Genomic DNA, 23,485 nt, shown 5'->3' with positions numbered 1-23,485 from the left:
GAGGAACGGAGACAAAGATTTTTACCTGGCCGCCGCGATTGGCCCATTTTTTTCGGGCAGGGCTGGCGTGTCAGCCCATTTCTCCCAACCCGGCTCTCGAATCGGATATGTCGCAAGCATCGCAGCCGCAGGGCTTGTCGCCTCGAGAATCTCAGGCCTTCATGGCGGCTGCGCAGGGGGGCGGGACCGACGTGACCGAAGCAGCCACCGAGCCGAGGACGAGCTCTGTTGCAGCGCTGGGTGCCATCGTCAGCGGCGCGCTCATCCTTCAGGTCGCCGCCACGATCGTGAACACGGCGGTGCCGCTGAAGATGGCGCTGGAGCAGAAGGCCCCGCTGCTGATCGGCCTCGTCGGCTCGGCCTATTCCGTCGGCTTCCTCGCCGGCTGTTTCGTCATCCCCGCCTTCATCCGCCGTGTCGGGCATATCCGCGCCTTTGCCGTCTTCGCGGCCTTGCAGGCCGTGCTGACGCTGGGCTTCTCGGTGACGCCGCTCGACGTCTGGGGCATTTCACGGCTGGGGATGGGCTTCGCCGGCGCCGGCCACGCCATCTGCATCGAGAGCTGGATCAGCGGACAGGCCAAGGCCGGCCAGCGCGGCCGCGTCTTCGGCTTCTATCAGATCCTCAACCGCCTCGCCCTGATCGGCTCGCAGATCGGCGTCGGCTACGTCTCGCTGCAGTCGAACGACATCTTCCTGCTGGCGAGCGCCGCCTTCTCGATCGCGCTGATCCCCGTCGGCATGACGAAGGCGAAAGGGCCGGAATCGGGCGAGGTCGTCTCCGTCCGGCTCAACACGATCTGGCAATACGCGCCGGCCTCGGTCATCGGCTGCCTCTATGTCGGCCTGATGGGTGGCGCGCTCACCAATGTCGCACCGGCCTACGGCATCCTGATCGGTCTCGACCAGGCCTGGGCGATCCTGCTCACCGCCGGCATCCAGATCGGCGCACTGGTGCTGCAGTGGCCGCTCGGCCTGCTGGCGGACCGGGTCGAGAGCCGCATCATCATGCTGAGCGCCACGCTTTCGGTGGTGCTCTGCTCGCTGGCGCTGGGCGCAGTGCTCTGGTTAGCCCTGCCCCATGCCCGCTTCTGGCTGTTCGGCCTGTTCGCGCTGATCGGCGCGGGCTCGATGCCGATCTACACGGTCGCCGTCGCCCATGCCTATTTCCGGCTCGGCCGCGAGCGGGCGCTCGGCCTCTCGGCGCAGCTCCTGTTCCTCTGGGCTACAGGCTCCGCCATCGGCCCGCTGGTCTCGACCGCCTTCATGCAGGTGGTCGGACCGAACGGACTGCTCGCCTATCTCGGCCTGCTTTCGGCGGCGGCGGGCGCCTATCTCGCCTTCCGGCTGCGGCGCAACCCGCCTTCGGCCAATCCCTTCGGGGAGCGCCCGGCCACTGCGCCGACCATCCCCGACGTCTCGCCCTCCGGGCGCTCTCAGGGCGGCAAATAGGACAGCGTTCCATCGCCTGGCTGAAACGCGAGTCAATCCGGCCGCAGCGAAGCGGACGGCCGGGTTTCACGCCTGAGCGTGGTTCGGACACGCTCCGGCATGGCTTCCAGGTCAAGCCCGCGATGACGGCGGTTGTTCGGGGGAGGCGGAACGAACGCTACGCCTGGACAGCATGGCGGCTGGGCTTGGCCTTGAGCTTCAGCTCCTGCAGCTCCTCGCGCTCGCGCGGGGTGTTGCGCATGAGCTGGTCCTTGCCGGGCTGGTACTGCACGGGCTGGGCGACATCGACGCCGTACCAGGCCGCCGCACGCAGCACGAAGGACGGATCGGCGAGATGCGGGCGCCCGAGCGCGACCAGATCGGCACGGCCGGCGGCGATGATGGTGTTGACCTGATCGGCCGTGGTGATGTTGCCGACGCACATGGTCGCGACCTCGGCCTCGTTGCGGATGCGGTCCGAGAACGGCGTCTGGAACATGCGGCCATAGATGGGGCGCGATTCCCTCGCGGTCTGGCCGGTCGAGACGTCGACGAGGTCGCAGCCCTCGGCCGCGAAGGCCTCGGCGATCGCGACAGAATCCGCCGCCGACAGACCGCCTTCGACCCAGTCGGTCGCGGAGATGCGCACGGACATCGGCTTCTCACGCGGCCAGGCCTCGCGCAGTGCCCGGAAGACCTCCAGCGGGAAGCGCAGCCGGTTCTCGACCGAGCCGCCATAGTCGTCCGTGCGCTTGTTGGTCAGCGGCGAGAGGAAGCTCGCCAGCAGATAGCCATGGGCGCAGTGCAGCTCCAGCATGTCGAAGCCGATACGCTCCCCACGCTCGGCAGCGGAAACGAACTCGGCCGTCACCCGATCCATGTCGGCGCGAGTCATCTCGCGCGGCACCTGGCTCTCCGGGTAGTAGGGCAAGGCTGAGGCGGAGACGATCGGCCAGGCGCCTTCCGACAGCGGCCGGTCCATGCCCTCCCACATCAGCTTGGTCGCTCCCTTGCGCCCGGCATGGCCGAGCTGGAGGCAGATCTTCGCGGCCGAATGACCGTGGACGAAGCCGACGATGCGCTTCCACGCGGCCTCCTGCTCGTCATTCCAGAGGCCGGCGCAGCCGGGGGTGATGCGAGCATCCGGGGCGACGCAGGTCATCTCTGTGAAGATCAGCCCGGGACCACCGATGGCGCGCGAGCCGTAATGCATCAGATGCCAGTCGCCAGGCATGCCATCCTGCGCGGAATACTGGCACATCGGCGAGACCGTCATGCGGTTCTCGACCCGCATCTCGCGCAGCTTGAAGGGCTGGAAGGCCGGCGGGACGGGCGAGCCGTCCTTGCGCCGCTTCGCCAACGGACCCAGCCCATCCGCGACGAGCCTATCGACGGCTGAGACCATTTCCGGGGCGCGCAGCGCCAGATTGTCGTAGGTGATCGCCTTGGAGCGGGTCATCAGGCCGAAGGCGAAGCGTAACGGCTCGAAATCCCAGAAGCGCCTGAGCTCCTCGAACCAGACGAGCGAGACATCGGCGGCGTGCTGGGTCTTCTCGACCTCCTCGCGGCGCTGCGTCTCGAACAGCTTGAGCCCGGCGGCAACGTCGAGCTTCGCCTGCCCCATCGCCTTGTGCAGCGCGATAGCATCTTCCATCGCGAGCTTGGTGCCGGAGCCAATCGAGAAATGCGCCGTCGCCTTGGCGTCGCCGATCAGCACGACGTTCTCGACGACCCAGTGGCGGCAGCGGATCATCGGGAAATTACGCCAAAGCGAGCGGTTGGTGACGAGCCTGTGGCCCTGAAGCTCCTCGGCGAAGACGCCCTCGAGGAAAGCGGCCGACTGCGCCTCATCCATGGCACCGAGCCCGGCCTTCTCGAAGGTCTCCGGGTCGGTCTCCAGCACCCAGGTCGAGCGCCCGGCCTCATACTGGTAGCAATGGGCGATGAAGACCCCGTGCTCGGTTTGCTTGAAGAAGAAGGTGAAGGCGTCGAAGGGGCGGGTCGAGCCCATCCAGGCAAATTTGTTGGGGCGCAGGTCGGTTTCCGGCTGGAAGCGCTCGCGCCAGTTCTCGCGCAGGCGGCTGTTGACACCGTCGGCGGCGACGACGAGGTCGTAGTCACGCTTCAGCGTTTCGACATCAGCGATGTCATCGCCGAAGTGCAGGTTGACGCCGAGCTCGCGCGCCCTCGCCTGCACCAGCATCAGCAGCGAGCGACGCGAACAACCGCAGAAGCCGTTGCCGGGCACGCGGTAGCTGTCGCCCTTGAAGTGGATCTCGATGTCGTCCCAGTAGGCGAAGTTGTCGCGGATAGCGGCATAGCTCTCGACATCCGCCGCCTTGAAGGTGTCGAGCGTCTGGTCGGAGAAGACCACGCCGAAGCCGAAGGTGTCGTCCGCCTGGTTGCGCTCGAAGACATCAACCGAAATCTCCGGCCAATCCCGCTTCATCAGCAGCGCGAAATAGAGCCCTGCCGGCCCTCCGCCAACAACCGCGATACGCATCGACGCCTCCATCAGGGAACCGGCCGATCCGGTCTTGAAAATATTTTAAACCTGAAATGATTTTGAACTCAAGAGCCTTTGGCGACCTTAGCGCGAAGCGCCGCGGAAAAAGCCACGAGCTCACATAAGTTACGTGCCGCGCTGCAAAATCTGCGGTCCGTCGACCGGCGAAAATCAACAGGCTTGCAAATTGATTGAGGTTTAAAATATATTCGAGGACGGAGGTCGAACGGTCATGACTCTGCAGGGACAGCACGCGCTGGTGACGGGGGGTGGACGCGGCATCGGCCGAGCCATCGCCGCCGCACTGATGCAGGCCGGGGCGCGGGTCAGCATCCTCGGCCGTGACGAAGCAGCGCTGCGGGACGCCGTCACAGCCGGGGCCGCCGCCGATTTCGCCGTCTGCGACGTGCGCGACGAAATCTCGGTTTCGGCCGCTCTGGACCAGCTTTCCCGTGAGCACGCCTTCGACATCGCGATCGCCAATGCCGGCGCGGTCGAGACCGGTCCGTTCATGCGCAGCGACAGCGAGCGCTTCCGCCGCATGGTCGAGATCAACCTGATCGGCACGGTCAACCTGTTCCATGCCGTGCTGCCGGGCATGCTGGAGCGCCATCGCGGGCGGCTGGTCGCCATCGCCTCGACGGCCGGGCATCGCGGCTACCCTTACGTCAGCGCCTATGCGGCCGCGAAGCATGCCGTGATCGGCCTCACCAAGTCGCTGGCGCTGGAAACGGCTCGCAGCGGCGTCACCGTCAACGCCGTCTGCCCCGGCTACGCCGACACCGACATGGTCGCAGGCGGGCTCGATACGATCACGGCCAAGACCGGCAAGAGCCGAGAGCAGGCCCTGGCCGAAATGGTCAAGGACAATCCGCAAGGGCGCCTGATCGCTCCCGAGGAGGTCGCAGCTGCCGTCCTCTATCTATGCGGGCCGGGCAGCGATGCCGTCACCGGCCAGTCGCTTCTGATCAATGGCGGGGAGTTCTGAGATGGAGACGCCCTCCTCCACATTGATGCTCGACCGAGAAACCAAGGCGAGCGAACGCCCCGGCGACCATAAGGACGAGTTGCGCCTGTGGCTGCGGATGCTGACCTGCTCGACGCTGATCGAGACCGAGATCCGCAACAGGCTGCGCGAGGAGTTCAAGACCACCCTGCCGCGCTTCGATCTGATGGCCCAGCTCGACAAGACCGCAGTCGGCATGACGGTCGGCGAAGTCTCGCAGCGGCTGATGGTCTCGAACGGCAACGTCACTGCCGTCGTCGCCGGGCTCGTGACGGACGGGCTCGTCGACAAGCGCTCCGCGCCGCAGGATCGGCGCGTGCAGATCCTCACTCTGACGGCGCAGGGCCGCAAGGCCTTCCGGGCCATGGCCGAGCGCCATGAAAGCTGGATCGCCGAGTTGTTCGCCGGGCTCGACCAGCCCGAGATCGGGCAGCTCTTCCGGCTGCTCGGAGAGACCAAGACCTCGCTGCATCGCGCCATCGCCGGCCGGGCGAAGGACGCAGCCGACGGGGCCGCGAAGGGAGACGCCTGATGACCACCGCCAATGCCACAACCCTGCCGCTGGCGGGCTTCACGCCGCAGCATTTCGCCCTCGCCGTCTCCGGCAAGGTCGCGACGGTGACGCTGAACCGGCCTGAGAAGAAGAATCCGCTGACCTTCGCAAGCTACCGCGAACTCACGGATTTCTTCCTTGCGGCGCAGAAGGAAGAAGAGATCAAGGCGATCGTCGTGACGGGTGCCGGCGGCAATTTCTCTTCGGGCGGCGACGTCTTCGAGATCATCGGCCCGCTGGTCGCGATGGAGACCAGGGACCTCCTGAAGTTCACCCGGATGACCGGCGATCTGGTCAAGGCGATGCGGGCCTGCCCGCAGCCGATCGTCGCGGCCATCGACGGCGTCTGCGCCGGCGCCGGCGCCATCGTCGCGATGGCATCCGACCTCAGGCTCGGCACTGCGGGCAGCAAGATCGCCTTCCTGTTCAACCGCGTCGGCCTCGCCGGCTGCGATATGGGCGCCTGCGCGATGCTGCCGCGCATCATCGGCCAGGGCCGCGCCGCAGAACTCCTCTATACCGGCCGCGTCCTCAGGGGCGAGGAAGCCGAGCGCTGGGGCTTCCTCAACCGGCTCTGCGCGCCTGAGGCCGTGCTGGCCGAGGCGCAAGCGCTCGCGACGGAGCTTGCGGACGGCCCGACCTTCGCCAATGCGATGACCAAGCGCATGCTCGAAATGGAATGGGCAATGTCGGTCGAAAGCGCGATCGAGGCGGAAGCCGTGGCGCAGGCGTTGTGCATGCAGACCGAGGATTTCGCCCGCGCCTATCACGCCTTCGCCGAGAAGCGGAAGCCGGTCTTCGAGGGCAACTGAGATGAGCAGCGCCCCTCGCCTCGGCCTCGATATCCTCGGCGACACGCTGGACTGGCCGTTCTTCGAGGAGCGCCATCGAACCTTCGCCGCTGAGCTCGCCGGCTGGGCCGATTCCTATCTTGCCGATCTGCCCCACGACGATGTCGACGAAGCCTGCCGGGCGCGCGTAGCGGCGCTGGGCGCAGCGGGTTTCCTGAAGGCGGCCGTGCCGGCCGCTTATGGCGGGCTTTCCGACAAGCTCGATGTCCGCACGCTTTGCCTCGCCCGCGAGATTTTGGCTGCTCATGACGGGCTCGCCGATTTCGCATTCGCCATGCAGGGGCTCGGCACCGGCTCGATCAGCATCGCAGGCTCCGAGGCGATGAAGCAGCGTATCCTGCCTGGTGTCGCGGCTGGCAAGTGGATCGCCGCCTTCGCCCTCTCCGAGAAGGAGGCGGGCTCCGATGTCGCAGCCCTGGCGACGACCGCGACGCCGGATGGCGCCAACCATGTCCGCATCGACGGCGAGAAGAGCTGGATTTCGAATGGCGGCATCGCCGACCATTACGTTGTCTTCGCCCGGACCGGTGAGGCGCCCGGCGCGCGCGGGCTTTCCGCCTTCCTGGTCGAGGCCGATGCGCCCGGCCTGGCCATCGCGGAACGCATCGAGGTGATCGCGCCGCATCCGCTGGCGACCTTGCGTTTCGAAGGCTGCCGCGTGCCACTCGAGAACCGCATCGGCGGGCCGGGCGACGGCTTCAAGGTGGCGATGGCGACGCTCGATATCTTCCGCTCGACGGTCGGCGCCGCCGCGCTCGGCTTCGCGAGGCGGGCGCTGCACGAGACGCTTAGCCATGCCAATGGCCGCAAGCTCTTCGGCGCCACGCTCGGCGACCTCCAGCTCTCGCAGGCGGCGATCGCCGAGAGTGCGGCTGAGGTCGATGCCGCCGCCCTTCTCGTCTACCGCGCCGCCTGGACCAAGGACCGCGGCGCCGCCCGCGTCACCCGCGAGGCAGCGCTGGCGAAACTCGTCGCGACCGAGAACGCCCAGCGCGTGATCGACCGGGCCGTCCAGCTTCATGGCGGCCTCGGCGTCACCAAGGGCGTCAAGGTGGAGGAACTCTACAGGGAGATCAGGGCGCTGCGCATCTACGAGGGTGCCAGCGAGGTCCAGAAGGTCGTGATCGCGCGCGACCTGCTGAAAGCACATGCCGCAAAGGCAGGGGAACGAGATGACAGCAACCGGATTCGCGAGATCGGGACTTAAGGACAGTTTCGCGCGGGACAACCTGCCGCCGCGCGAAAGCTGGCCCGATCTGAGGCTGGAAGAGGCGGGGCTGAGCTACCCGGAACGGCTCAACTGCGTTGCGGAGCTGCTCGACAGCCATATCGCTGCAGACCACGGCGGGCGCACGGCGATCATCGCCGCCGATCTGCAGTGGAGCTATGCCGACCTCGCCGACAAGGTGAACCGCATCGCCAATGTGCTGACCCGCGATCTCGGCCTGGTCAGCGGCAACCGCGTGCTGCTGCGCGCCGGCAACACGCCGATGATGGTCGCCGCCTATCTCGCCGTCATAAAAGCCGGCGGCATCGCAGTCGCGACCATGCCCATGCTGCGGGCGGGCGAACTCGCCTATCCGCTGCGCAAGGCCAGGATCGCGCTGGCGCTCTGCGACCACCGCCTGACTGCCGAGCTCGATGCGGCGAAGGCGCAGGTGCCGGGCCTTGCCCGCATCGTCGCCTTCGGCTCGGCGGGCAGCGAGCTTGAAACGCTGATGGCGCAGCCGGGCTACGAATCTTTCGAGGCCGCCGACACCGCCCGCGACGATGTCTGCCTGATCGCCTTCACCTCCGGCACCACCGGCGAGCCGAAAGGCACAATGCATTTCCACCAGGACATGCTGGCGATCTGCGATGCCTATGGCGCACGTGTTCTGAAGGCCTCGCCCGAGGACCGCTTCACCGGCTCGCCGCCGCTCGCCTTCACCTTCGGGCTCGGGGGGCTCGTTCTGTTTCCGCTGCGGATCGGCGCGGCGATGGTACTGCCCGAGAAGGCGGGCCCGTCCGATCTCATCGATGCGATCGAGCGCTACAAGGTCAGTGTCGTCTTCACGGCGCCGACCGCCTACCGCGCCATCCTGGACAAGCTCGACGGACGCGACATCGCCTCGCTGCGCATCTGCGTATCCGCCGGCGAGGCGCTGCCGAAAGCGACGTTCGACGCCTGGCAGGCGAAAACCGGCCTACCGCTGCTCGACGGCATCGGCGCGACCGAGATGCTGCATATCTTCATCGGCGCACCGCGCGAGGCGATCCGGCCAGGCTCGACCGGGCTGCCGGTGCCGGGCTACGAGGCGAAGATCGTCGACGAGAACGGCAACGAGGTCGCGGACGGCACTCCCGGCAGGCTCGCCGTGCGCGGGCCGACCGGCTGCCGCTATCTCGCCGACCCCMGGCAGGCCAAATATGTCCTGAACGGCTGGAACATCACCGGCGACACCTATCTGCGCGATGCCGACGGCTATTTCTGGTACCAGGCCCGCTCCGACGACATGATCATCTCCGCCGGCTACAACATCGCCGGGCCGGAAGTGGAAGCCTGYCTGCTGACGCATGAGGCAGTGGCGGAATGCGGCGTCGTCGGCGCGCCCTGCCCCGATCGCGGCCAGATCGTGAAGGCCTATGTCGTGCTGCGCGAGGGCGTCAGAGGCGACGAAGCGCTGGTCAAGGCGCTGCAGGAGCATGTGAAGGCCGGCATCGCGCCCTACAAATATCCGCGCGCCATCGAATTCGTCGCGGCCCTGCCGAAGACGGCGACCGGCAAGCTGCAGCGTTTCGCCCTGCGCCAGATGGCGCAGGCCGAGACCTGATTCCCCCGTTCAACCAGAGCCAAACGGCCGAAACCAAGGCGACCCTTCATGTCCGAACTTCCGCAGTCCCGCGCCATCCTGCCCGAGGGCTGGCCACAGCCGCGCGGCTATGCCAACGGCATGGTGGCGGACGGTCGCGTTCTGGTCACGGGCGGGCTCGTCGGCTGGAACGCCGAGGGCATCTTCGCGCAAGGCTTCGTCGGCCAGTTGCGCCAGACCTTCCTCAACATCAGGGCAGTCGTCGAGGCCGGCGGCGGGCGCGTCGAGGATATCGTGCGCCTGACCTGGTACGTTACGGACATCCAGAGCTACCGCGACAGCCTTCGCGAGATCGGACCGATCTATCGCGAGGTCTTCGGCAGGCATTTCCCGGCGATGGCGGTGGTCGCGGTCACGGCGCTGGTCGAGCCGCAGGCGCTGCTGGAGATCGAGGCCACGGCGGTGGTCGCGCACTGAGCAGGACGGCGTCGTCCCCCGCATTCATGCGCCCGTGAAAATACTCGCACGCGACGCCGTTTATTAGGTGTTCACCAAGATTCCAGGCCGAGACTTCGGGAGCGTCGCACGCTTGCGGCGTTTTCCGGAGTATCTCCATGTCCAATGTCAGCGGTATCGGTGGCGGCTTCCGGCCACACCACAAACCTCCCAGCTTCGACCAGATCGACAGCAACAGCGACGGCGGCATCAGCCTCGATGAATTCGAGAGCGCCGCGCCCAAAGGAGCCGACAGCTCCAAGAGCGAAGAGCTCTTCAAGAAGATCGACGCCGATGGCGGCGGCTCGATCAGCAAGGCCGAGTCGGATGCGTTCAAGGACAAGGCCAAGAAGGCCGACAGCCTGCTGCAGTCCTTCCTGTTCTCCCTCCAGGCCGACGGAACACAGAATGCGCAGGCGGCTTCGACCAATGATTTCGCCTCGGTGTTCAAGCAGATCGACGGCGATTCCAGCGGCGGGATCAGCCAGGGTGAGTTCACCTCGGCCTTCGGCGACAGCCGGTTGGGCAGCGACCGGCTGAACCAGCTTTTCAGTGCTCTGGACAAGGATAGCGACGGCTCCGTCTCGCAGGACGAGGTGAAGGCCTTCCAGTCCACGCTGCAACAGTCCGGCGAACGACACCACCGGCGGCCGCCCCCGGAAGCTATCCAGAACGCCTCGCAAGCCTATGTCTCCGCCTCGCAGCTCCGCTCGCAGGGAACCACGGAAACGAACTACACCCAGGCGGCCTGAATTCCGCCGCCCGGTCGCCGCGCTGACCCGAGGCAACCGCAAGACCCTCGACGCCGACGGCAGAAGCCGCTGGCGCCGCTCTTCAGATCCCCGCGCCGTCCTGCAAGGTCCCAATCGGCGCCTTGCGCCAGAGCCGCATATGCAGCGCCCGCAGGCCAGGACGCAGCAGGATATCGCCGAAGGCGAGCGCCAGAGAGACCGGCGCATTTGCCGTCAAGGCAAAGGCCGCCAGGAACAACCCCGCCGTACTCAGCACGCGCCAGCTCGCTGCCGCCAGCCAGGCCCGGCGATCCGGCGTACCGCGCCGGCCGACTATACGGATGACGTTGCGCCGGAACCGGGCCGCTACGCCGCCTTCGCCGATCGCGCCGTGTTGCTCGGCATCCCCGCCCGGCTCGACGAAGCCGAAGGCGACGGTCTCGTTGCTGATCCGATCGACCAGGATGAAGCCGCCGAGCTCGTGGCTCTCGGCATAGGGCTGCGAAACCAGCGGCCTGTCGAGCCGGAGCGTCACCAGCCCGATGCCGTTCATGCGCAGGGCTTGCGCCGGCAGCGGCCGGAAACCCTCGATGTCGATGCTGTGGTGCAAGGTCTCGACCGTCGCGCTGGCGCTTTGCGTCGCCAGTTTCAGCAGGAACTGGCCGCCCTCCAGCATGGCGCGTTCGCCCGTCCAGAGCAGTCGTGCCGTGAGCCCGCGGCTGACCGGCAACGCCGTGTCCGCAGCGACGATGACGTCCCCGCGCGAGATGTCGATGTCGTCTTCGAGAGTGACGGTCGCGGCCTGACCGGCGGCGATCTGACTGGCGTCGCCAGCGGCACCAATCAGCCGGGCAATGCGGCTCGTGCGTCCCGAGGGCAGCGCTACGACCGGATCGCCGACGCGGGCGCGGCCGGCGACGGGCGTGCCGGCATAGCCGCGGAAGTCGAGATCCGGGCGATTGACCCACTGCACCGGCAGGACGAAGCCTTCGCCGCTGCGGGCAGCGCGCGCGATCGCAACGCTTTCGAGATACGGCAACAGCGCCGGGCCGTCATACCAGGCCATGAGTGAGGACGGCCGCATGACGTTCTCGCCGTCGCGGGCCGAGACCGGGATGAAGCTGATCGAGGCAAAGCCGAGGCTCTTCACCGCGGCGCGGTAATCGGCCGCGATCCGCTCGAAGACGGCCTGATTATAGCCGACGAGGTCCATCTTGTTGATCGCGACCACGACATGGCGGACACCGACCAGCGAGACGATGAAGGAGTGGCGGCGCGTCTGCGGCAGCAGGCCCTTGCGTGCATCGACCAGGATGATGGCGAGATCTGCTGTGGAGGCGCCGGTCGCCATGTTGCGGGTGTATTGCTCGTGGCCGGGCGTGTCGGCGACGATGAAGCTGCGCGTCTCGGTCGCAAAATAGCGATAGGCGACGTCGATGGTGATGCCCTGCTCGCGCTCGGCCGAGAGGCCGTCGACCAAGAGGGCGAAATCGGGCGCCGCGCCTTGCGTGCCGAATTTGCGGGAATCGTTGTCGAGCGCGCTGAGCTGGTCGTCGAAGACCGCGCCGGCCTCGTAGAGCATGCGGCCGATCAGCGTCGACTTGCCGTCGTCGACCGAGCCGCAGGTGATGAAGCGCAGCAGCGAATGTCGGCCGGTTTCGGAGGCGGCTGGCGTATCGTTGGCGGGGCGAAGATTCTGGGCCGGTTTCGACGTCTTCAGGTTCTTTTTGGCCAGGTTCCTGGCGATAGCGAAGCCCATCAGAAATAGCCTTCCTGCTTCTTCTGCTCCATCGAGCCTGAGCCGTCATGATCGATGACGCGGCCCTGCCTTTCGGAAGAGCGCGAAGAGCGCATCTCGGCGATGATGTCGGTGAGGCTCGCCGCCTCGCTTTCGACCGCGCCGGTCAGCGGGTAGCAGCCGAGTGTGCGGAAGCGGACCATGCGGGTCTCGACCACCTCGCCGGGAAGCAGCTCCATGCGCTCGTCGTCGCGCATGATCCAGGCGCCGTCGCGCTGCACGACAGGCCTGGCTGCGGCGAAATAGAGCGGCACGACCGGAATGTTCTCCAGCGCGATGTAGTCCCAGATGTCGCGCTCGGTCCAATTGGAGAGCGGGAAGACACGGAAGCTCTCGCCGCGGTGCTTGCGTGTGTTGAAAAGCTGCCAGGGCTCCGGGCGCTGGTTCTTCGGATCCCAGCGATGCTCGGGCGAGCGCAGCGAGAAGACACGCTCCTTGGCCCGGCTCTTTTCCTCGTCGCGGCGAGCGCCGCCGAAGGCCGCATCGAACTTGTGCAGGTCGAGCGCCTGCTTGAGGCCTTGCGTCTTCATGACGTCGGTGTGGATGCGCGAGCCCGAGGAGAAGGGGTTGATGTCGGCTTCGACACCCTCCCGGTTGATGTGGACGATGAGGTCGAGCCCCAGGCGTGCCGCCGTCTCGTCGCGAAAGGCGATCATGTCGCGGAACTTCCAGGTCGTATCGACATGGAGCAGCGGGAAAGGCGGCTTGGCCGGGTAGAACGCCTTCATCGCCAGATGCAGCAGGACCGCTGAATCCTTCCCGATCGAATAGAGCAGCACCGGCTTGTCGCAGGTCGCTGCCACCTCGCGGATGATGAAGATGGCTTCCGCCTCGAGCTTCTGGAGATGGCTGAGCTGGATCATGCGTGAGCTCCCGCCGGTGCGGCTTTGCCGCGCGCCAGCTTTCCGTCCGGCCCGACATGCAGGCCGCATTCCTTGGCAGCGTCGTCCTCCCACCACCAGCGCCCGGCCCGCTCCGGCTCGCCGGGGCGGATGGCACGGGTGCAGGGCTGGCAGCCGATCGAGACGAAGCCCTGCGCGTGGAGCGGGTTGAGCGGCACGCCGTTCTCTTGCGCGAAAGCGAGCGTGCGCGCGCGCGTCCAGTCGATCAGCGGGCTCGCCTTGACGAGCCGGCGTGCCAGATCCGCCTCCGCGAACGGAACCGCGCCGCGCGCCGCCGACTGGTCGGCGCGCAAGCCCGTCAGCCAGACGTCGGCGCCCGCCAGCGCGCGGCCGAGCGGCTCGACCTTGCGGATGTCGCAGCAGGATTTGCGAGCATCCCGCGAAACATGGAAGCCGTTGATGCCGTTCTGGCGGACATAGAGTTCGACCGCGTCGTGCCGCGGGTAATAGGGCCGGATCAGGATGCCGTAGCGCTCCTCGGTCTGCTGCCAGAGCGCATAGACCTCGGGGAAGAGCCGGCCGGTATCGAGCGTAGCGAAAATCACCGGCAGCTTCGCCGTGGCGATGAAATGGGTCAGGACCTGATCCTCGAGGCCGAAGGATGTGGTGAAGACCACCGCCCCCTTCGCTCCCGCAACGGCCCCGGCGAGGCGAGCCGGAACATCGACCGCGCCGTGCGCAGCATTCAATGTTGTGGCACGGCTTGCCAGCATTTCGGCGGCACCCTCGTCCGGTGCCGTTTCAGTCGCTTTCGCCTCGTCCTGGCCGGGGCTTTCCGCCATTGTCCTGCCGTGCCGCTTGTTCGGTAAATCGAACAGACGACTTATACCCGCAGGGGTCAAAGCTCAATTCACATACAGTAGCGGGTTTTTTCTTATTTCACTTTCAGAGGAGAAGATTGTTTTAACGAACGCTGCACACCCGCAGGCGAGTGATGTTCCGACGACGACCGGACAGCGGCATTCAGCGGGGCCACGCAGGAGGCGAAACGAACGAGTGCCTGCTTCTCAATGGAAATCCCGCGATTTCGGCAGGATCCGGACATTGCGCGGATGGCGGTGGCGCGGCAGCGGCGGGTTCTTCAGCTCGTCGACGGACATGGGGACCTCGGCGCGGTGCGTGTCCGACAGCGAAAGCAGATCGGCCGAGCGGTCGACGATACGCTGGGCCATGAGATGGACGACGCCTTCGACGCTTTTCTGCACCCTGCCCTCGACCAGCATCAGCCGCGCGCCCATGACCTCACGGCGGAAGCGCTCGAACAGCCGCGCCCAGATCACGACATTGGTGATGCCGGTCTCGTCCTCCAGCGTGACGAAGATGGCATTGCCGTTGCCCGGGCGCTGGCGCACCAGCACGACGCCGGCCGTGCGGACGAAGGCGGCGTCGGGCTTCGCATCGGTCTCGGCGCAGCTCAGGATGCCCTCGCGCCGGAAGCGCGTACGCAGCAGTTGCATCGGGTGCCCCTTCAGCGAGAGCCGGACGGTCTGGTAATCGGCGACGATATGCTCGGCGAGCGGCATGACCGGCAGCGCCATGCTCCGCTCCGAGCCCAGCTCGCGCGCCTGCGCAGCCTGGAAAAGCGGCAGAACGGCATCGTCCGGCAGGCGGCGCACGGCCCAGAGCGCCTCGCGCCGGTCCAGCCCGAGCGAGCGGAAGGCATCGGCATCGGCGAGCAGGCGCATGGCGCGGGCGGGAAGGCCGGCGCGGCGCATCAGTTCCTCGACGTCGCGGTACGGGCCGCCTGCTTCCCGCTCCCTGGCGATGGCCTTCCCCCATTCATCCTTGAAGCCGTCGATCTGACGGAAGCCCAGACGCAGGGCGAAGGGGTCCCTTTTGCTCTCCTGACGCGGCCGGTCATGGTAAGAGCTCGATTCCGAAACGGCTTCCAAGCTGTTGTCCAAAAAGCTGGAATTGACATCGGCCGGCCGCGCTTCGACGCTACCGTTCTCTTCCGCCTCACGGACAATCTGGGCCGGAGCGTAGAAGCCCATCGGCTGGGAATTCAGCAGCGCGGCGGCAAAAGCGGCCGGGTACCATCGCTTCAGGAAGGAGGAGATGTAGACCAGCTTGGCGAAGGAGGCGGCGTGGCTTTCCGGGAAGCCATAGCTGCCGAAGCCCTTGATCTGCTCGAAGCAGCGCTGGGCGAAATCGCGCTCATAGCCGCGCGCGACCATGTTTTCGATCATCTTGTCCTTGAAGTGATGGATAGTGCCGGCGTTACGAAAAGTCGCCATCGCTTTGCGAAGACCATTGGCATCGACATCCGAAAAGGCTGCGGCCACCATTGCAAGTTTCATTGCTTGTTCTTGAAAGAGCGGAACGCCAAGGGTTTTTTCCAGGACCTCTTTCAATTCATTTTTGTCGTGAGGGGGCTTTGGCGATGGATAATCGACCTTCTCCTCTTCGTTTCGTCGCCGCAAATAAGGATGAACCATATCGCCTTGGATCGGACCAGGTCGGACGATCGCTACTTGTATGACGAGGTCGTAGAATTCCCGAGGCTTCAGCCGCGGCAGCATGTTCATCTGGGCGCGGCTCTCGACCTGGAAGACACCGAGCGACTTGCCCTCGCAGAGCATGTCGTAGGTCGCCTCGTCGCCATCCTTGAGGTCGGCGAGCGCGTAATCCTTTCCCCCGTTCGCCTTGATCAGATCGAAGGCCTTGCGGATGCAGGTCAGCATGCCCAGCGCCAGCACATCGACTTTCATCAATCCGAGCTCGTCGATGTCGTCACGGTCCCATTCGATGAAGGTGCGGTCGTCCATTGCGGCGTTGCCGATCGGCACGGTCTCGTCGAGCCGCCCGCGCGACAGGACGAAGCCGCCGACATGCTGCGAGAGATGGCGCGGATAGCCGAGCAGGCGGGTGGCGAAATCGACGGCGCGGCGGATCGTCGGATTGGTCGGATCGAGCCCGGCCTGACGGACGCGGGCATCGCCGATCTCGCTGCCCCAGCTCCCCCAATTGGTATCGGCGATGCGGGCGGTGACGTCCTCGGTCAGGCCCAGGACCTTGCCAGCCTCGCGAATGGCACTGCGCGGCCGGTAATGGATCACGGTCGCGGCGATGCCGGCACGCTCACGGCCATAGAACTTGTAGATCCACTGGATCACCTCCTCGCGCCGCTCGTGCTCGAAATCGACGTCGATATCGGGCGGCTCCTTGCGCTCGGTGGAGATGAAGCGCTCGAACAGCACGTCATTCTCGTCCGGGTCGACCGCAGTGATGCCGAGCACGTAACAGACGGCGGAATTGGCGGCCGAGCCGCGGCCCTGGCAGAGAATGCCCCTGCTGTTAGCGAATTCGACGATCTGGCGGATCGTCAGGAAGTAGCGGGCGTATTCGAGCTTCCCGATCAGATCGAGTTCCTTCGCCAGCAGCTTCTCGACCTTCTCCGACACGCCGTCGGGATAGCGGATCAGGCAGCAGCGGCGGACCAGTTCCACCAGCCAGTCCTGATCCTTCCAGCCGGGCGGGATCGGCTCGTCCGGATATTCGTATTTGAGCTGTCGGAGATCGAACTCGATGCGGGAGAACAGGGCTTGCGTTTCGGCGATCGCCTCGGGCGCGTCGCGGAAAAGACGGGCCATTTCCTGCGGCAGCTTGAGATGGCGCTCGGCATTGGCTTCCAGCAGACGCCCGGCCCGCTCGATGGTGGTGCCCTCGCGGATGCAGGTGAGCACGTCCTGCAGGTCGCACTGCCCGATGGAATCGTAGAGCGCATCATTGGTCGCGATCAGCGGCGTGCGAGTCGCTGCCGCGATCACCTTCAGGCGCGCAAGGCGGCGGCGGTCGTCGCCGCGCCGGTGCATGCTGGCGGCGAGCCAGACAGCGCCGGGCGCAGCATCGTCCAGCTTGGCGAGCAATGCAGACAGGCCATCGAGGCTGCGCGCAGGCATCAGGATCAGCAGCAGGTCGCGGGCATCGTTCAGGAGGTCGTCGAGAACGAGATGGCACTCGCCCTTCTTCACGCCGTCCTTCAGGTTGCCATGGCTGAGCAAACGGCAAAGGCGGCCCCAGCCGACGCGATTGGCGGGATAGACGACGATGTCGGGCGTGCCGTCGGCGAAGACGAGACGGGTGCCGGTCGCGAGCTTGAAGCCATCGGCCTTCGCTTTCATCTCCTCGGGCGTGAAGGGCAGAGCGGCGAATTCGGGGTTCTCGGCCCAAAAATACTCCCCTGGGCTGCCGCCTTCCCTGACCTTGTCGGGCGCCGGCAGACCGTACTCGCGCACTTGCTTCAGTGCCGCCCAGGCGCGCACGACGCCGGCCACCGTGTTGCGGTCGGCGATGCCGATGCCGGAATAGCCGAGCAGCAGCGCCGTCAGCACCATATGCGGCCCCGGGGAGGCTCCGCGCAGGAAGGAAAAATGCGTGGCGGCAACAGGTTCGGCGAAGGCATTCGCAATCTGATTCATGCGAAGAGCCCGTGCAGGAACCAGCGCGGCGGGGCGCTGTCGGCCTCGTAAAAGCCGGTGCGATAGAGCCAGAAGCGACGGCCTTCGGCGTCTTCGACGCGGTAGTAATCGCGCATCGGCTCGTCGCTGCCGTCGCGCCACCATTCGGGCGCGATGCGCTCCGGCCCCTCGGCGCGGGCGACGTCATGGATGAGGCGGCGCCAACGGAAGCGGATCGGCGGGCCGTCCGGCACTTCCGCGATGGCCTCGACCGGCTGCGGCGGTTCGAAGAGCTGGAGCGGACGGGCCGGCGGCTCCGCCGGCTCGGGCTCGGGCCAGATCGCTTCCGGCAGAGGCGCGGCGGCCGAGAGCGCTTTCGCAGCGCGGACGGGATGGTGCGTGTCCTGCACCGCGAAGCGCAGCACCCGGTCACGGCCAAAGCGGGTGACGAGCCGGTCGACGAGATCGGCCACGGCCTCCTCCTCGACGGCGCGGCCATCGAGGCTGTGTTGCGGCGTGTTCAGCGGTTCGCAAACGGGCACGGCGAGCTTGATCGCATCGAAACCGAAGCCCGGGTCCAGCGGATCGGCCAGCGTCTCGACACGCTCGCGATAGAGCCGCAGCAGCGCCTTGGCGTCGCGCGACGGGCGGCCGGTCTCGATGGCGAGACGGCGGACAGCGCCGTCGCTGCGGAAGAAGCCGATCTCGAAGAGGCGCCCGCCTTCGCCACGTGCCTCCAGCACACGAGCCGCCTCCCCTATCAGGCGGATGACCACCGCCTCGAGGCTCGCAGTATCGGCGAAAGGCTCGGCGAAATGGCGCTCGACCACGCAGTCCGGCGGCTGGCGCAGGGGTGTGATGCGCCGATCCTCGCGGCCGAGGATGCGCCTGAGCTTCGTCGCCAACGCCTCGCCGAAGCGGGAGGACAAGGTTTCAGAGGGGCGCTCCGCGAGATCGGCCAGGCTCTTCAAGCCGGCGCGGGAGAGTGCAATCACGGTCTCTGCTTCTGCCTCCAGAGCCGCGACCGGTAGCGGGCGAAGCGCCGCTTCGTCCCGCCCCGGCGGGATAATGCCGCCCCGGGCGAAGCGGGCGCAGGCGCGGGCGGCGTCGGGCGTGCCTGCGATGGCGGCTTTCAGGCTCAAGCCCATCCGGTCCATCACCCGCCGCACAAGGCCGACCATCCCCTCCTCGCCGCCGAAGAGATGGGCACAGCCGGTGATGTCGAGCATGAGGCCATGCGGCTCGTCGCGCGCGACCAGCGGGGTGAAACGGTCGCAGAAGGCAGCGAGCGCCTCGATGAATGCGCTGTCGACCTGCGGCTGCGCCTCCAGCGCGACGAGATCGGGGATGCGGGCGCGGGCATCGGCCAGCGTCATATCTCGCGTCAGGCCGAGATCTATGGCGCGCTTGTCGCAATCGACCAGGCGCAGCGCGTTATGCTGCGTCTCGACCAGGACATACGGCTTCTCAGCCGGCGCGCCGAAGGCCGGAATCGCGCCCATCCGCCGCAACCTGTCCGTCGCCAGGAAGGGAAACCAGAGGGCGAGATAGCGGCGCGGCATGGTCTGTCCGGGAAGCCCGTCTGTCGGATCGGTCGAAAAGGCTGCGTTCCGCGAAAGATCGTCGGTCACGGTCCCACTCCACACGCCACTCACGTTCCGCCGCGCCGCCGCGCTGGCGCAGCAATCTCACCGCAAAAGCCGGGGCACCCGGGGCATTGGCCTCCAGCGCCCGCGATGCGAGCGCCCGGACCTGCCAGCGCGTGCGCGCCGCGCTCGGCGCCTCGGCCGCCGCCACGCGCAAAAGCAGAACCGGCACGCCCGAGCTCTCCGCCGCCAGGGCGAGGCGGCGGCTCGCCGTCAGATCGAAGGAGCGCGGCTCGCCCCAGGGTTCGATCAGCACGGCACCGAGCGCGGGGCAGCGCGCCGCCTCGGCGCCGGCCCGTAGCGCGCTTTCGCCGTCGCGCGCCCGCACCAGGAGCAGGCGCGCCGGATCGAGGCCGAGCTCGTTCAGGCCCGGTGCATGGAGCCGCCCAGCCTCGGCATCGACGAAATCCTGCCGCGCCCAGAGGATGGGGCCTCCGCCTCCCTTCCATTCGATCCGCCCCGCCCGCAGCGCGAGGCCGAGCGCGAAACCGGTCGCGGCGGCGAGATCGGCAACCTCAGCGGCGTAGACCTCGTGCAGCGCCGCCCGCGCGAGCCCGCCATTCAGGGCCTCGTCCAGCGAAGCCACGCCCAGACCGATCCGCGCCTGCGAAGCCGGGCCGGCGCGCAGGGCCGCCTCGGCAAGACTACGGCGCAGATCGGACAGGGTCGGGGCGGTGGTTACGGTCATGGGATGATGCAATTGTTCTCTCTTTGTTCTTTTATAGACCTCTCCCCGTCGGAAGGCGAGTCGAGTCTCGCCGCCCTCCGTCTCGCCCCTGTGTGCCAACACACGAAGTTTGTCGGCACGAGCGGGTAGTGTGTCGGCATTGGTAGCCAAAATGTGTCGGCAGCCGCTGCTCCACTTGATCTGAGCCCTTTCATCAGGTGAGTGAGAACGGGGTAGCGCGCACAACCCGGCCCAGCGCCCGCGTCGTTGACCTGACCGCGACATCGCTCGACGCCCAAGCTTTCTACACAGGTGCATATCTAACCGACCTGGAGCGAGCCGTGCGCGTTCGCTTGGCCAGCCAGATCGCAACCTCTCGGGCGGACGCTGAGCGTAGGACAGCCGAGCAAAAGGCCAATGAGGAGAGGGAACGCGCCGACCGCCAGGCCAGGCTGGAGAAGGAAAGAGCCGAACGGGAGGCCGCTGCGGCGCATGCCGAGGCGCAGCGGATAGAGGCCGAGACCCGTGCCAAGGCTGCTCGGGCCGAAAGGACCGAGCTCCTGGAGAAGACCCGAGACCTTATTCGGACGAAAACACTCGCCTGCATCGGCAAGGAAGGGGCGACGATGCTCTTAACCGACGAGAAGGCGGAAGTTGTCGCGAAGGCGGCCATGATCTTCTGCCAAAACGACATCGACGCGCTCGTGAAGGTCACCACCGAGCTGGTGGAAAACGAGTCCGGTGGGCCGTCAGATCGCTCATTGGTTCGGAAGATCGCGGAGGATCGTGTCCGGGAGGTCGTCACCGCTTATGTCATCCGGTCACGCGGCGATCTGATCGGGAAGAACCTGAAGGAGCAGCAGACGCCTTCGAAGCCAGCCGAGAGTTCCAGAAATTCCCCCACCCTCTAGCTCGGCGACCGCGGCTGCCTGTGCAGGCCGGTGGAAAGGACGCTTCATGGGATTCAGGTTTCGGCGTTCCGTTCGTCTCTTTCCCGGCGCAGGGTGAACTTCAGCCTCAGCGGTGTGAGCGTGAGCGCCGGCGTGCCGGGAGCGATGATCAACATCGGCCCGCGCGGCAGCCGTCTGACCATGGGCCTGCCCGGCACTGGCATTTCCTACACTCGCAATCTGAGTTCGCCTCGCCCCGTAAGACGAGCGTCGACCCCAGCTGAGGTCTATCTGGAGCCACCGGTTCCACCCGAGCCGATGCACCCGGACCAGAGCCGCAGCCAGGGCCCTTGGTCGGGGAGATCAAGAGCGCCGAGGTGGCGAGCCTGACCAGCCCGGACCTCGGGGGCCTAAAGCAGTTGATCAACGATGCGGCGCACCAGAAGGTCTTGCTCCAGTCGGATCTTAACGAAGCGGTCGCAGATCGGCGTCGCGCCTGGCGGAAACTGCGACGTCGCGAACAGTTGCCACTTCGCGTTGTGATGAAGTCGTCCATCCCGACCGCGCGCGTTGCTTTCGAGGAAGCGGAAGAGGAGGCCTTGAAGGTCGCGGCAGCGATCATCGCGACAGAGATCAAGGTGGAGATCGATCTCAACGATCAGACATGGGCGGCGTGGGCTGAAGTGACGAAGACGTTCGATCGGCTCTCCCAGGCCGCGAAATTCTGGGATGTCACATCATCCGTCGCTGTTGACCGCTTCCGCACCCGGTCCGCCGCTCACGAGCCATCCGCCGGAACCGATCGATCGACCAGTTCGGGAGGAAGACCGAGACGACCCGTGTCATCGCATGCCTCCAATTCGAAATCCGCGCTCTCGCCCGCCCTGGCCCTGATCAGTTCAACAAGCCAGCGCGGTCGTCCCATTCCAGGCACCGGCAACACTGTCGATGGCAGAACCGAGACGCGCCATCGGGTCATCGCCGCCGTGGGCTGACCGAAATCGGAGGCATCGACCTCTCGTCGCCATCGTCGCAGCGCGATGCCGATAGCACCTGTCCCCTCCGCAGCCAGCTGAAGGCGACGTGACGCCGTCATGGACAAGCGGGCTACCTCGCCGACGACGGAGCCCAGCCCGCCATGGCGCAGGCCCTCTTCCATGCAGGCGAGCACCGTCTTGTCATCTCCTGCCTCGACATAGATCACGCGGTCAGGGATCAGCCCCGCCTGCGCCATCGCCGGCGCGAAAAGATCGGCTCGGGTGAGACACCAGAGCACCTTGCCACGACTCCTGGCGGCAACTCCGGCGCTAAACAAAGCCGCTGCCGCACCATCAATCGCCCCATTTCCGCCGCCGGCGACTTCATGGAGTGCCCCCAGCGTTAGGCCTCCACCAGGCAAGCGCGAATCAAGCGTCGCGATTCCGAACGGCAGCACAGTCCGACCGCGGGCGCCTCGGCCCTCGATCCGCTCAATCTGGTCGCGGAGCGACTGAAATACCGGCTGTGGCCGCAACGGGCTTTACCTGCCAGAACGATGCCTGATGTTCCCTTTATGTTCTCGTTGACAGACCAAGAGTCAAGCTCGGTGTTTGGCGGGAACACAGCGACACGACGGGAGGTTGCCGAGGCACAGCCTCTTCCTCCAAGCAGGAGTACTGATGATCTCCGATGATCCAACCGAAATCGTTGAGCAGTCCTACGAGGTCGTCGCTTGGCGAGGGCTGGCACTGGCACTTCTAGCGCAGATCCTGGTTCCAACGCCGGAGAATGAAGGGGAATGCTCCCAGTTCCTTCACACCGTCTTGGCAGATATTCTCGATCAGACGGTCAACAGCGAGGCAATGCCTGCCGAACTCGATCGAGGCGCCTTGCGGGCCGAACTGGAAGGCGTGAACGAGCGCCTCCGGCAGGAGCTCGCTGAAGCGCAGCTCGATCGCCAAAAGCTCCGAAAAGAGTAGCTGAAGTCGGGAGCCAACTGATCGCCAACAGAGTATCGACGACCTTCAGGACGCCCACGTACTAGGGAGCAACGTACGTGCCGCAGCCACCAGGAACATAGAAGCTGGGAACACGCGATCGATCCGTGCGATTAATCCCGGGCCCGCAATCCTGAGCAGAGCATCATGTGAAGCGCACCTCAACGCAGCTCGCCGAATGGCCTCTCCCATCTACAATTACACTTGGATCGCCGGTCCGCGCCAAGGGAATCGAGCGGGAAATGAGGCGGCGGCTTCCTTGGTCGACGCGGAAGCACCTCACGGTCGAAACCGGCAAAGCGATCCTTCACATGCCGGACGCCGAAGCTGCTGAGTTTGACGCTCGATCTGCGATCGTAGCGGATATGTTGGCCGATATTGCCGAGTTGCCCATCCTCCCCAGCGAGGCCGAGGACATTCTCTCCATTTCATCTCGTGAGCGCCACAAGTGGCTCAATGATGGACGACTGCAGAGCGCGGGAACCAGAACGGTCAAGCTGCGTGGCCGAGCCAAAGCCGTCACATTCCACGTGTTCACCCCAAGTTTCATCGAGCAAGTCCTCGATAGCGGCCTGCCGGAAATCTGGCGGGAAGAGGATATCGCAACGACAGCAGAGAACCGGCGGCGAGCAGCAGGGAAAGCAGCTTTGACGCGCGCGGGAAAGCGTTTGGCCAAATCCCGTAAGGCAGCGACCGGTCCGGACGAACAGAAAACCGGCCTCGACGGCTGGGAAGAGTTTGAGGCTGAAGGTTTGCTTCGGTGAGGTATGCCGCCCGGAGGGACGGGAGAGAAGCTATCCAGCTATCGCCTGCACCTGTCGGCATGAGCGACACCCCGTCTG

General features: G+C 66.1%; 21 protein-coding genes. 12 read left to right on the top strand and 9 right to left on the bottom strand.

Translation table 11 applies throughout. The annotated features are described in order from the left end of the window. Nucleotides 1–191 precede the first annotated feature (191 nt). Nucleotides 192–1,451 (top strand): MFS transporter, encoded by a 1,260-nt coding sequence (locus AC1DNE_RS12365; RefSeq protein WP_441472081.1) that lies wholly within the window; start codon nt 192–194, stop codon nt 1,449–1,451. Between the two features lie 157 nt (nt 1,452–1,608). On the opposite strand, the gene AC1DNE_RS12360 is transcribed toward AC1DNE_RS12365, so the two are convergent. Continuing rightward, nucleotides 1,609–3,933, bottom strand: a complete 2,325-nt coding sequence (locus tag AC1DNE_RS12360; RefSeq protein WP_476841067.1) for a bifunctional salicylyl-CoA 5-hydroxylase/oxidoreductase — start codon at nt 3,931–3,933, stop codon at nt 1,609–1,611. Between the two features lie 235 nt (nt 3,934–4,168). Here AC1DNE_RS12360 and AC1DNE_RS12355 point away from each other — a divergent pair, with 235 nt between their 5' ends. From AC1DNE_RS12355 to AC1DNE_RS12325, 7 genes are all read left to right on the top strand, one after another. After that, on the top strand, nt 4,169–4,924 hold the full coding sequence (locus AC1DNE_RS12355; protein WP_476766459.1) for an SDR family NAD(P)-dependent oxidoreductase: 756 nt from the start codon (nt 4,169–4,171) through the stop codon (nt 4,922–4,924). 1 nt (nt 4,925) lies between these two features. After that, nucleotides 4,926–5,474 carry a MarR family winged helix-turn-helix transcriptional regulator gene (locus AC1DNE_RS12350; RefSeq protein ID WP_441472078.1) on the top strand — a complete coding sequence of 183 codons (549 nt, stop codon included), beginning with the start codon at nt 4,926–4,928 and terminating at the stop codon, nt 5,472–5,474. Beyond that, the gene (locus tag AC1DNE_RS12345; protein WP_476766460.1) at nt 5,474–6,307 is read left to right on the top strand and encodes an enoyl-CoA hydratase family protein; all 834 of its coding nucleotides are present in this window, start codon (nt 5,474–5,476) and stop codon (nt 6,305–6,307) included. The genes AC1DNE_RS12350 and AC1DNE_RS12345 overlap by 1 nt, the downstream gene beginning before the upstream one ends. 1 nt (nt 6,308) lies before the next feature. Beyond that, nucleotides 6,309–7,553 (top strand): acyl-CoA dehydrogenase family protein, encoded by a 1,245-nt coding sequence (locus AC1DNE_RS12340; protein ID WP_476766461.1) that lies wholly within the window; start codon nt 6,309–6,311, stop codon nt 7,551–7,553. Continuing rightward, the gene (locus AC1DNE_RS12335) at nt 7,519–9,159 is read left to right on the top strand and encodes a benzoate-CoA ligase family protein (protein ID WP_476766462.1); all 1,641 of its coding nucleotides are present in this window, start codon (nt 7,519–7,521) and stop codon (nt 9,157–9,159) included. The genes AC1DNE_RS12340 and AC1DNE_RS12335 overlap by 35 nt, the downstream gene beginning before the upstream one ends. A 48-nt stretch (nt 9,160–9,207) precedes the next feature. Beyond that, nucleotides 9,208–9,615: a RidA family protein gene (locus AC1DNE_RS12330; protein WP_441472074.1), complete on the top strand. Its 408-nt coding sequence runs from the start codon at nt 9,208–9,210 to the stop codon at nt 9,613–9,615. Between the two features lie 137 nt (nt 9,616–9,752). Further along, a complete protein-coding gene (locus AC1DNE_RS12325) occupies nt 9,753–10,385 on the top strand; it encodes an EF-hand domain-containing protein (RefSeq protein WP_476841066.1) in 633 nt (210 codons plus the stop codon). Between the two features lie 82 nt (nt 10,386–10,467). Here the strand turns inward: AC1DNE_RS12325 and cysN are convergent, their stop codons facing one another. The 6 genes from cysN to AC1DNE_RS12295 form a co-directional block, all read right to left on the bottom strand. After that, nucleotides 10,468–12,123 carry a sulfate adenylyltransferase subunit CysN gene (gene cysN, locus AC1DNE_RS12320; RefSeq protein ID WP_476841065.1) on the bottom strand — a complete coding sequence of 552 codons (1,656 nt, stop codon included), beginning with the start codon at nt 12,121–12,123 and terminating at the stop codon, nt 10,468–10,470. Further along, on the bottom strand, nt 12,123–13,025 hold the full coding sequence (gene cysD, locus AC1DNE_RS12315; protein WP_441472071.1) for a sulfate adenylyltransferase subunit CysD: 903 nt from the start codon (nt 13,023–13,025) through the stop codon (nt 12,123–12,125). Before cysD ends, cysN begins: the two co-directional genes overlap by 1 nt. Then, nucleotides 13,022–13,846, bottom strand: coding sequence for a phosphoadenylyl-sulfate reductase (locus tag AC1DNE_RS12310; protein WP_441472070.1), 825 nt, complete (start codon nt 13,844–13,846; stop codon nt 13,022–13,024). Before AC1DNE_RS12310 ends, cysD begins: the two co-directional genes overlap by 4 nt. A 225-nt stretch (nt 13,847–14,071) precedes the next feature. Further along, nucleotides 14,072–17,485, bottom strand: coding sequence for an error-prone DNA polymerase (locus tag AC1DNE_RS12305; RefSeq protein ID WP_441472069.1), 3,414 nt, complete (start codon nt 17,483–17,485; stop codon nt 14,072–14,074). Further along, nucleotides 17,482–19,026, bottom strand: coding sequence for a Y-family DNA polymerase (locus tag AC1DNE_RS12300; RefSeq protein ID WP_441472068.1), 1,545 nt, complete (start codon nt 19,024–19,026; stop codon nt 17,482–17,484). Before AC1DNE_RS12300 ends, AC1DNE_RS12305 begins: the two co-directional genes overlap by 4 nt. Next, nucleotides 18,932–19,798, bottom strand: coding sequence for an ImuA family protein (locus tag AC1DNE_RS12295; RefSeq protein WP_441472067.1), 867 nt, complete (start codon nt 19,796–19,798; stop codon nt 18,932–18,934). The genes AC1DNE_RS12300 and AC1DNE_RS12295 overlap by 95 nt, the downstream gene beginning before the upstream one ends. Before the next feature lie 320 nt (nt 19,799–20,118). Between AC1DNE_RS12295 and AC1DNE_RS12290 the strand changes: the two genes are divergently transcribed. Further along, nucleotides 20,119–20,688, top strand: a complete 570-nt coding sequence (locus tag AC1DNE_RS12290) for a hypothetical protein (RefSeq protein WP_441472066.1) — start codon at nt 20,119–20,121, stop codon at nt 20,686–20,688. 53 nt (nt 20,689–20,741) lie between these two features. On the opposite strand, the gene AC1DNE_RS12285 is transcribed toward AC1DNE_RS12290, so the two are convergent. Beyond that, nucleotides 20,742–20,885 carry a hypothetical protein gene (locus tag AC1DNE_RS12285; RefSeq protein WP_441472131.1) on the bottom strand — a complete coding sequence of 48 codons (144 nt, stop codon included), beginning with the start codon at nt 20,883–20,885 and terminating at the stop codon, nt 20,742–20,744. Between AC1DNE_RS12285 and AC1DNE_RS12280 the strand changes: the two genes are divergently transcribed. Beyond that, on the top strand, nt 20,833–21,057 hold the full coding sequence (locus tag AC1DNE_RS12280; RefSeq protein ID WP_441472126.1) for a hypothetical protein: 225 nt from the start codon (nt 20,833–20,835) through the stop codon (nt 21,055–21,057). The genes AC1DNE_RS12285 and AC1DNE_RS12280 overlap by 53 nt on opposite strands. A gap of 388 nt (nt 21,058–21,445) precedes the next feature. On the opposite strand, the gene AC1DNE_RS12275 is transcribed toward AC1DNE_RS12280, so the two are convergent. Beyond that, nucleotides 21,446–22,180: an ImuA family protein gene (locus AC1DNE_RS12275; protein ID WP_441472065.1), complete on the bottom strand. Its 735-nt coding sequence runs from the start codon at nt 22,178–22,180 to the stop codon at nt 21,446–21,448. 145 nt (nt 22,181–22,325) lie between these two features. Between AC1DNE_RS12275 and AC1DNE_RS12270 the strand changes: the two genes are divergently transcribed. Then, entirely contained in the window at nt 22,326–22,625 is a 300-nt protein-coding gene (locus AC1DNE_RS12270) for a hypothetical protein (RefSeq protein ID WP_441472064.1), read from the top strand. 167 nt (nt 22,626–22,792) lie between these two features. Beyond that, nucleotides 22,793–23,407: a hypothetical protein gene (locus tag AC1DNE_RS12265; protein WP_441472063.1), complete on the top strand. Its 615-nt coding sequence runs from the start codon at nt 22,793–22,795 to the stop codon at nt 23,405–23,407. The last annotated feature ends 78 nt before the right edge of the window (nt 23,408–23,485 follow it).

Source organism: Allobosea sp. 05L423 (genome assembly GCF_056397745.1).
The sequence above is the reverse complement of the archived record's forward strand: the minus strand, read 5'-3'. Positions and strand labels throughout refer to the sequence as shown.

Coding starts and splice junctions, on each gene's coding strand:
- AC1DNE_RS12355 (WP_476766459.1), top strand. CDS start 4,169: ATGACTCTGCAGGGACAGCACGCGCTGGTGACGGGGGGTGGACGCGGC.
- AC1DNE_RS12330 (WP_441472074.1), top strand. CDS start 9,208: ATGTCCGAACTTCCGCAGTCCCGCGCCATCCTGCCCGAGGGCTGGCCA.
- AC1DNE_RS12325 (WP_476841066.1), top strand. CDS start 9,753: ATGTCCAATGTCAGCGGTATCGGTGGCGGCTTCCGGCCACACCACAAA.
- cysD (WP_441472071.1), bottom strand. CDS start 13,025: ATGATCCAGCTCAGCCATCTCCAGAAGCTCGAGGCGGAAGCCATCTTC.
- AC1DNE_RS12300 (WP_441472068.1), bottom strand. CDS start 19,026: ATGCCGCGCCGCTATCTCGCCCTCTGGTTTCCCTTCCTGGCGACGGAC.
- AC1DNE_RS12360 (WP_476841067.1), bottom strand. CDS start 3,933: ATGCGTATCGCGGTTGTTGGCGGAGGGCCGGCAGGGCTCTATTTCGCG.
- AC1DNE_RS12280 (WP_441472126.1), top strand. CDS start 20,833: ATGATCAACATCGGCCCGCGCGGCAGCCGTCTGACCATGGGCCTGCCC.
- AC1DNE_RS12350 (WP_441472078.1), top strand. CDS start 4,926: ATGGAGACGCCCTCCTCCACATTGATGCTCGACCGAGAAACCAAGGCG.
- AC1DNE_RS12305 (WP_441472069.1), bottom strand. CDS start 17,485: ATGAATCAGATTGCGAATGCCTTCGCCGAACCTGTTGCCGCCACGCAT.
- cysN (WP_476841065.1), bottom strand. CDS start 12,123: ATGGGCTTCGCTATCGCCAGGAACCTGGCCAAAAAGAACCTGAAGACG.
- AC1DNE_RS12270 (WP_441472064.1), top strand. CDS start 22,326: ATGATCTCCGATGATCCAACCGAAATCGTTGAGCAGTCCTACGAGGTC.
- AC1DNE_RS12295 (WP_441472067.1), bottom strand. CDS start 19,798: ATGACCGTAACCACCGCCCCGACCCTGTCCGATCTGCGCCGTAGTCTT.
- AC1DNE_RS12345 (WP_476766460.1), top strand. CDS start 5,474: ATGACCACCGCCAATGCCACAACCCTGCCGCTGGCGGGCTTCACGCCG.
- AC1DNE_RS12310 (WP_441472070.1), bottom strand. CDS start 13,846: ATGGCGGAAAGCCCCGGCCAGGACGAGGCGAAAGCGACTGAAACGGCA.
- AC1DNE_RS12340 (WP_476766461.1), top strand. CDS start 6,309: ATGAGCAGCGCCCCTCGCCTCGGCCTCGATATCCTCGGCGACACGCTG.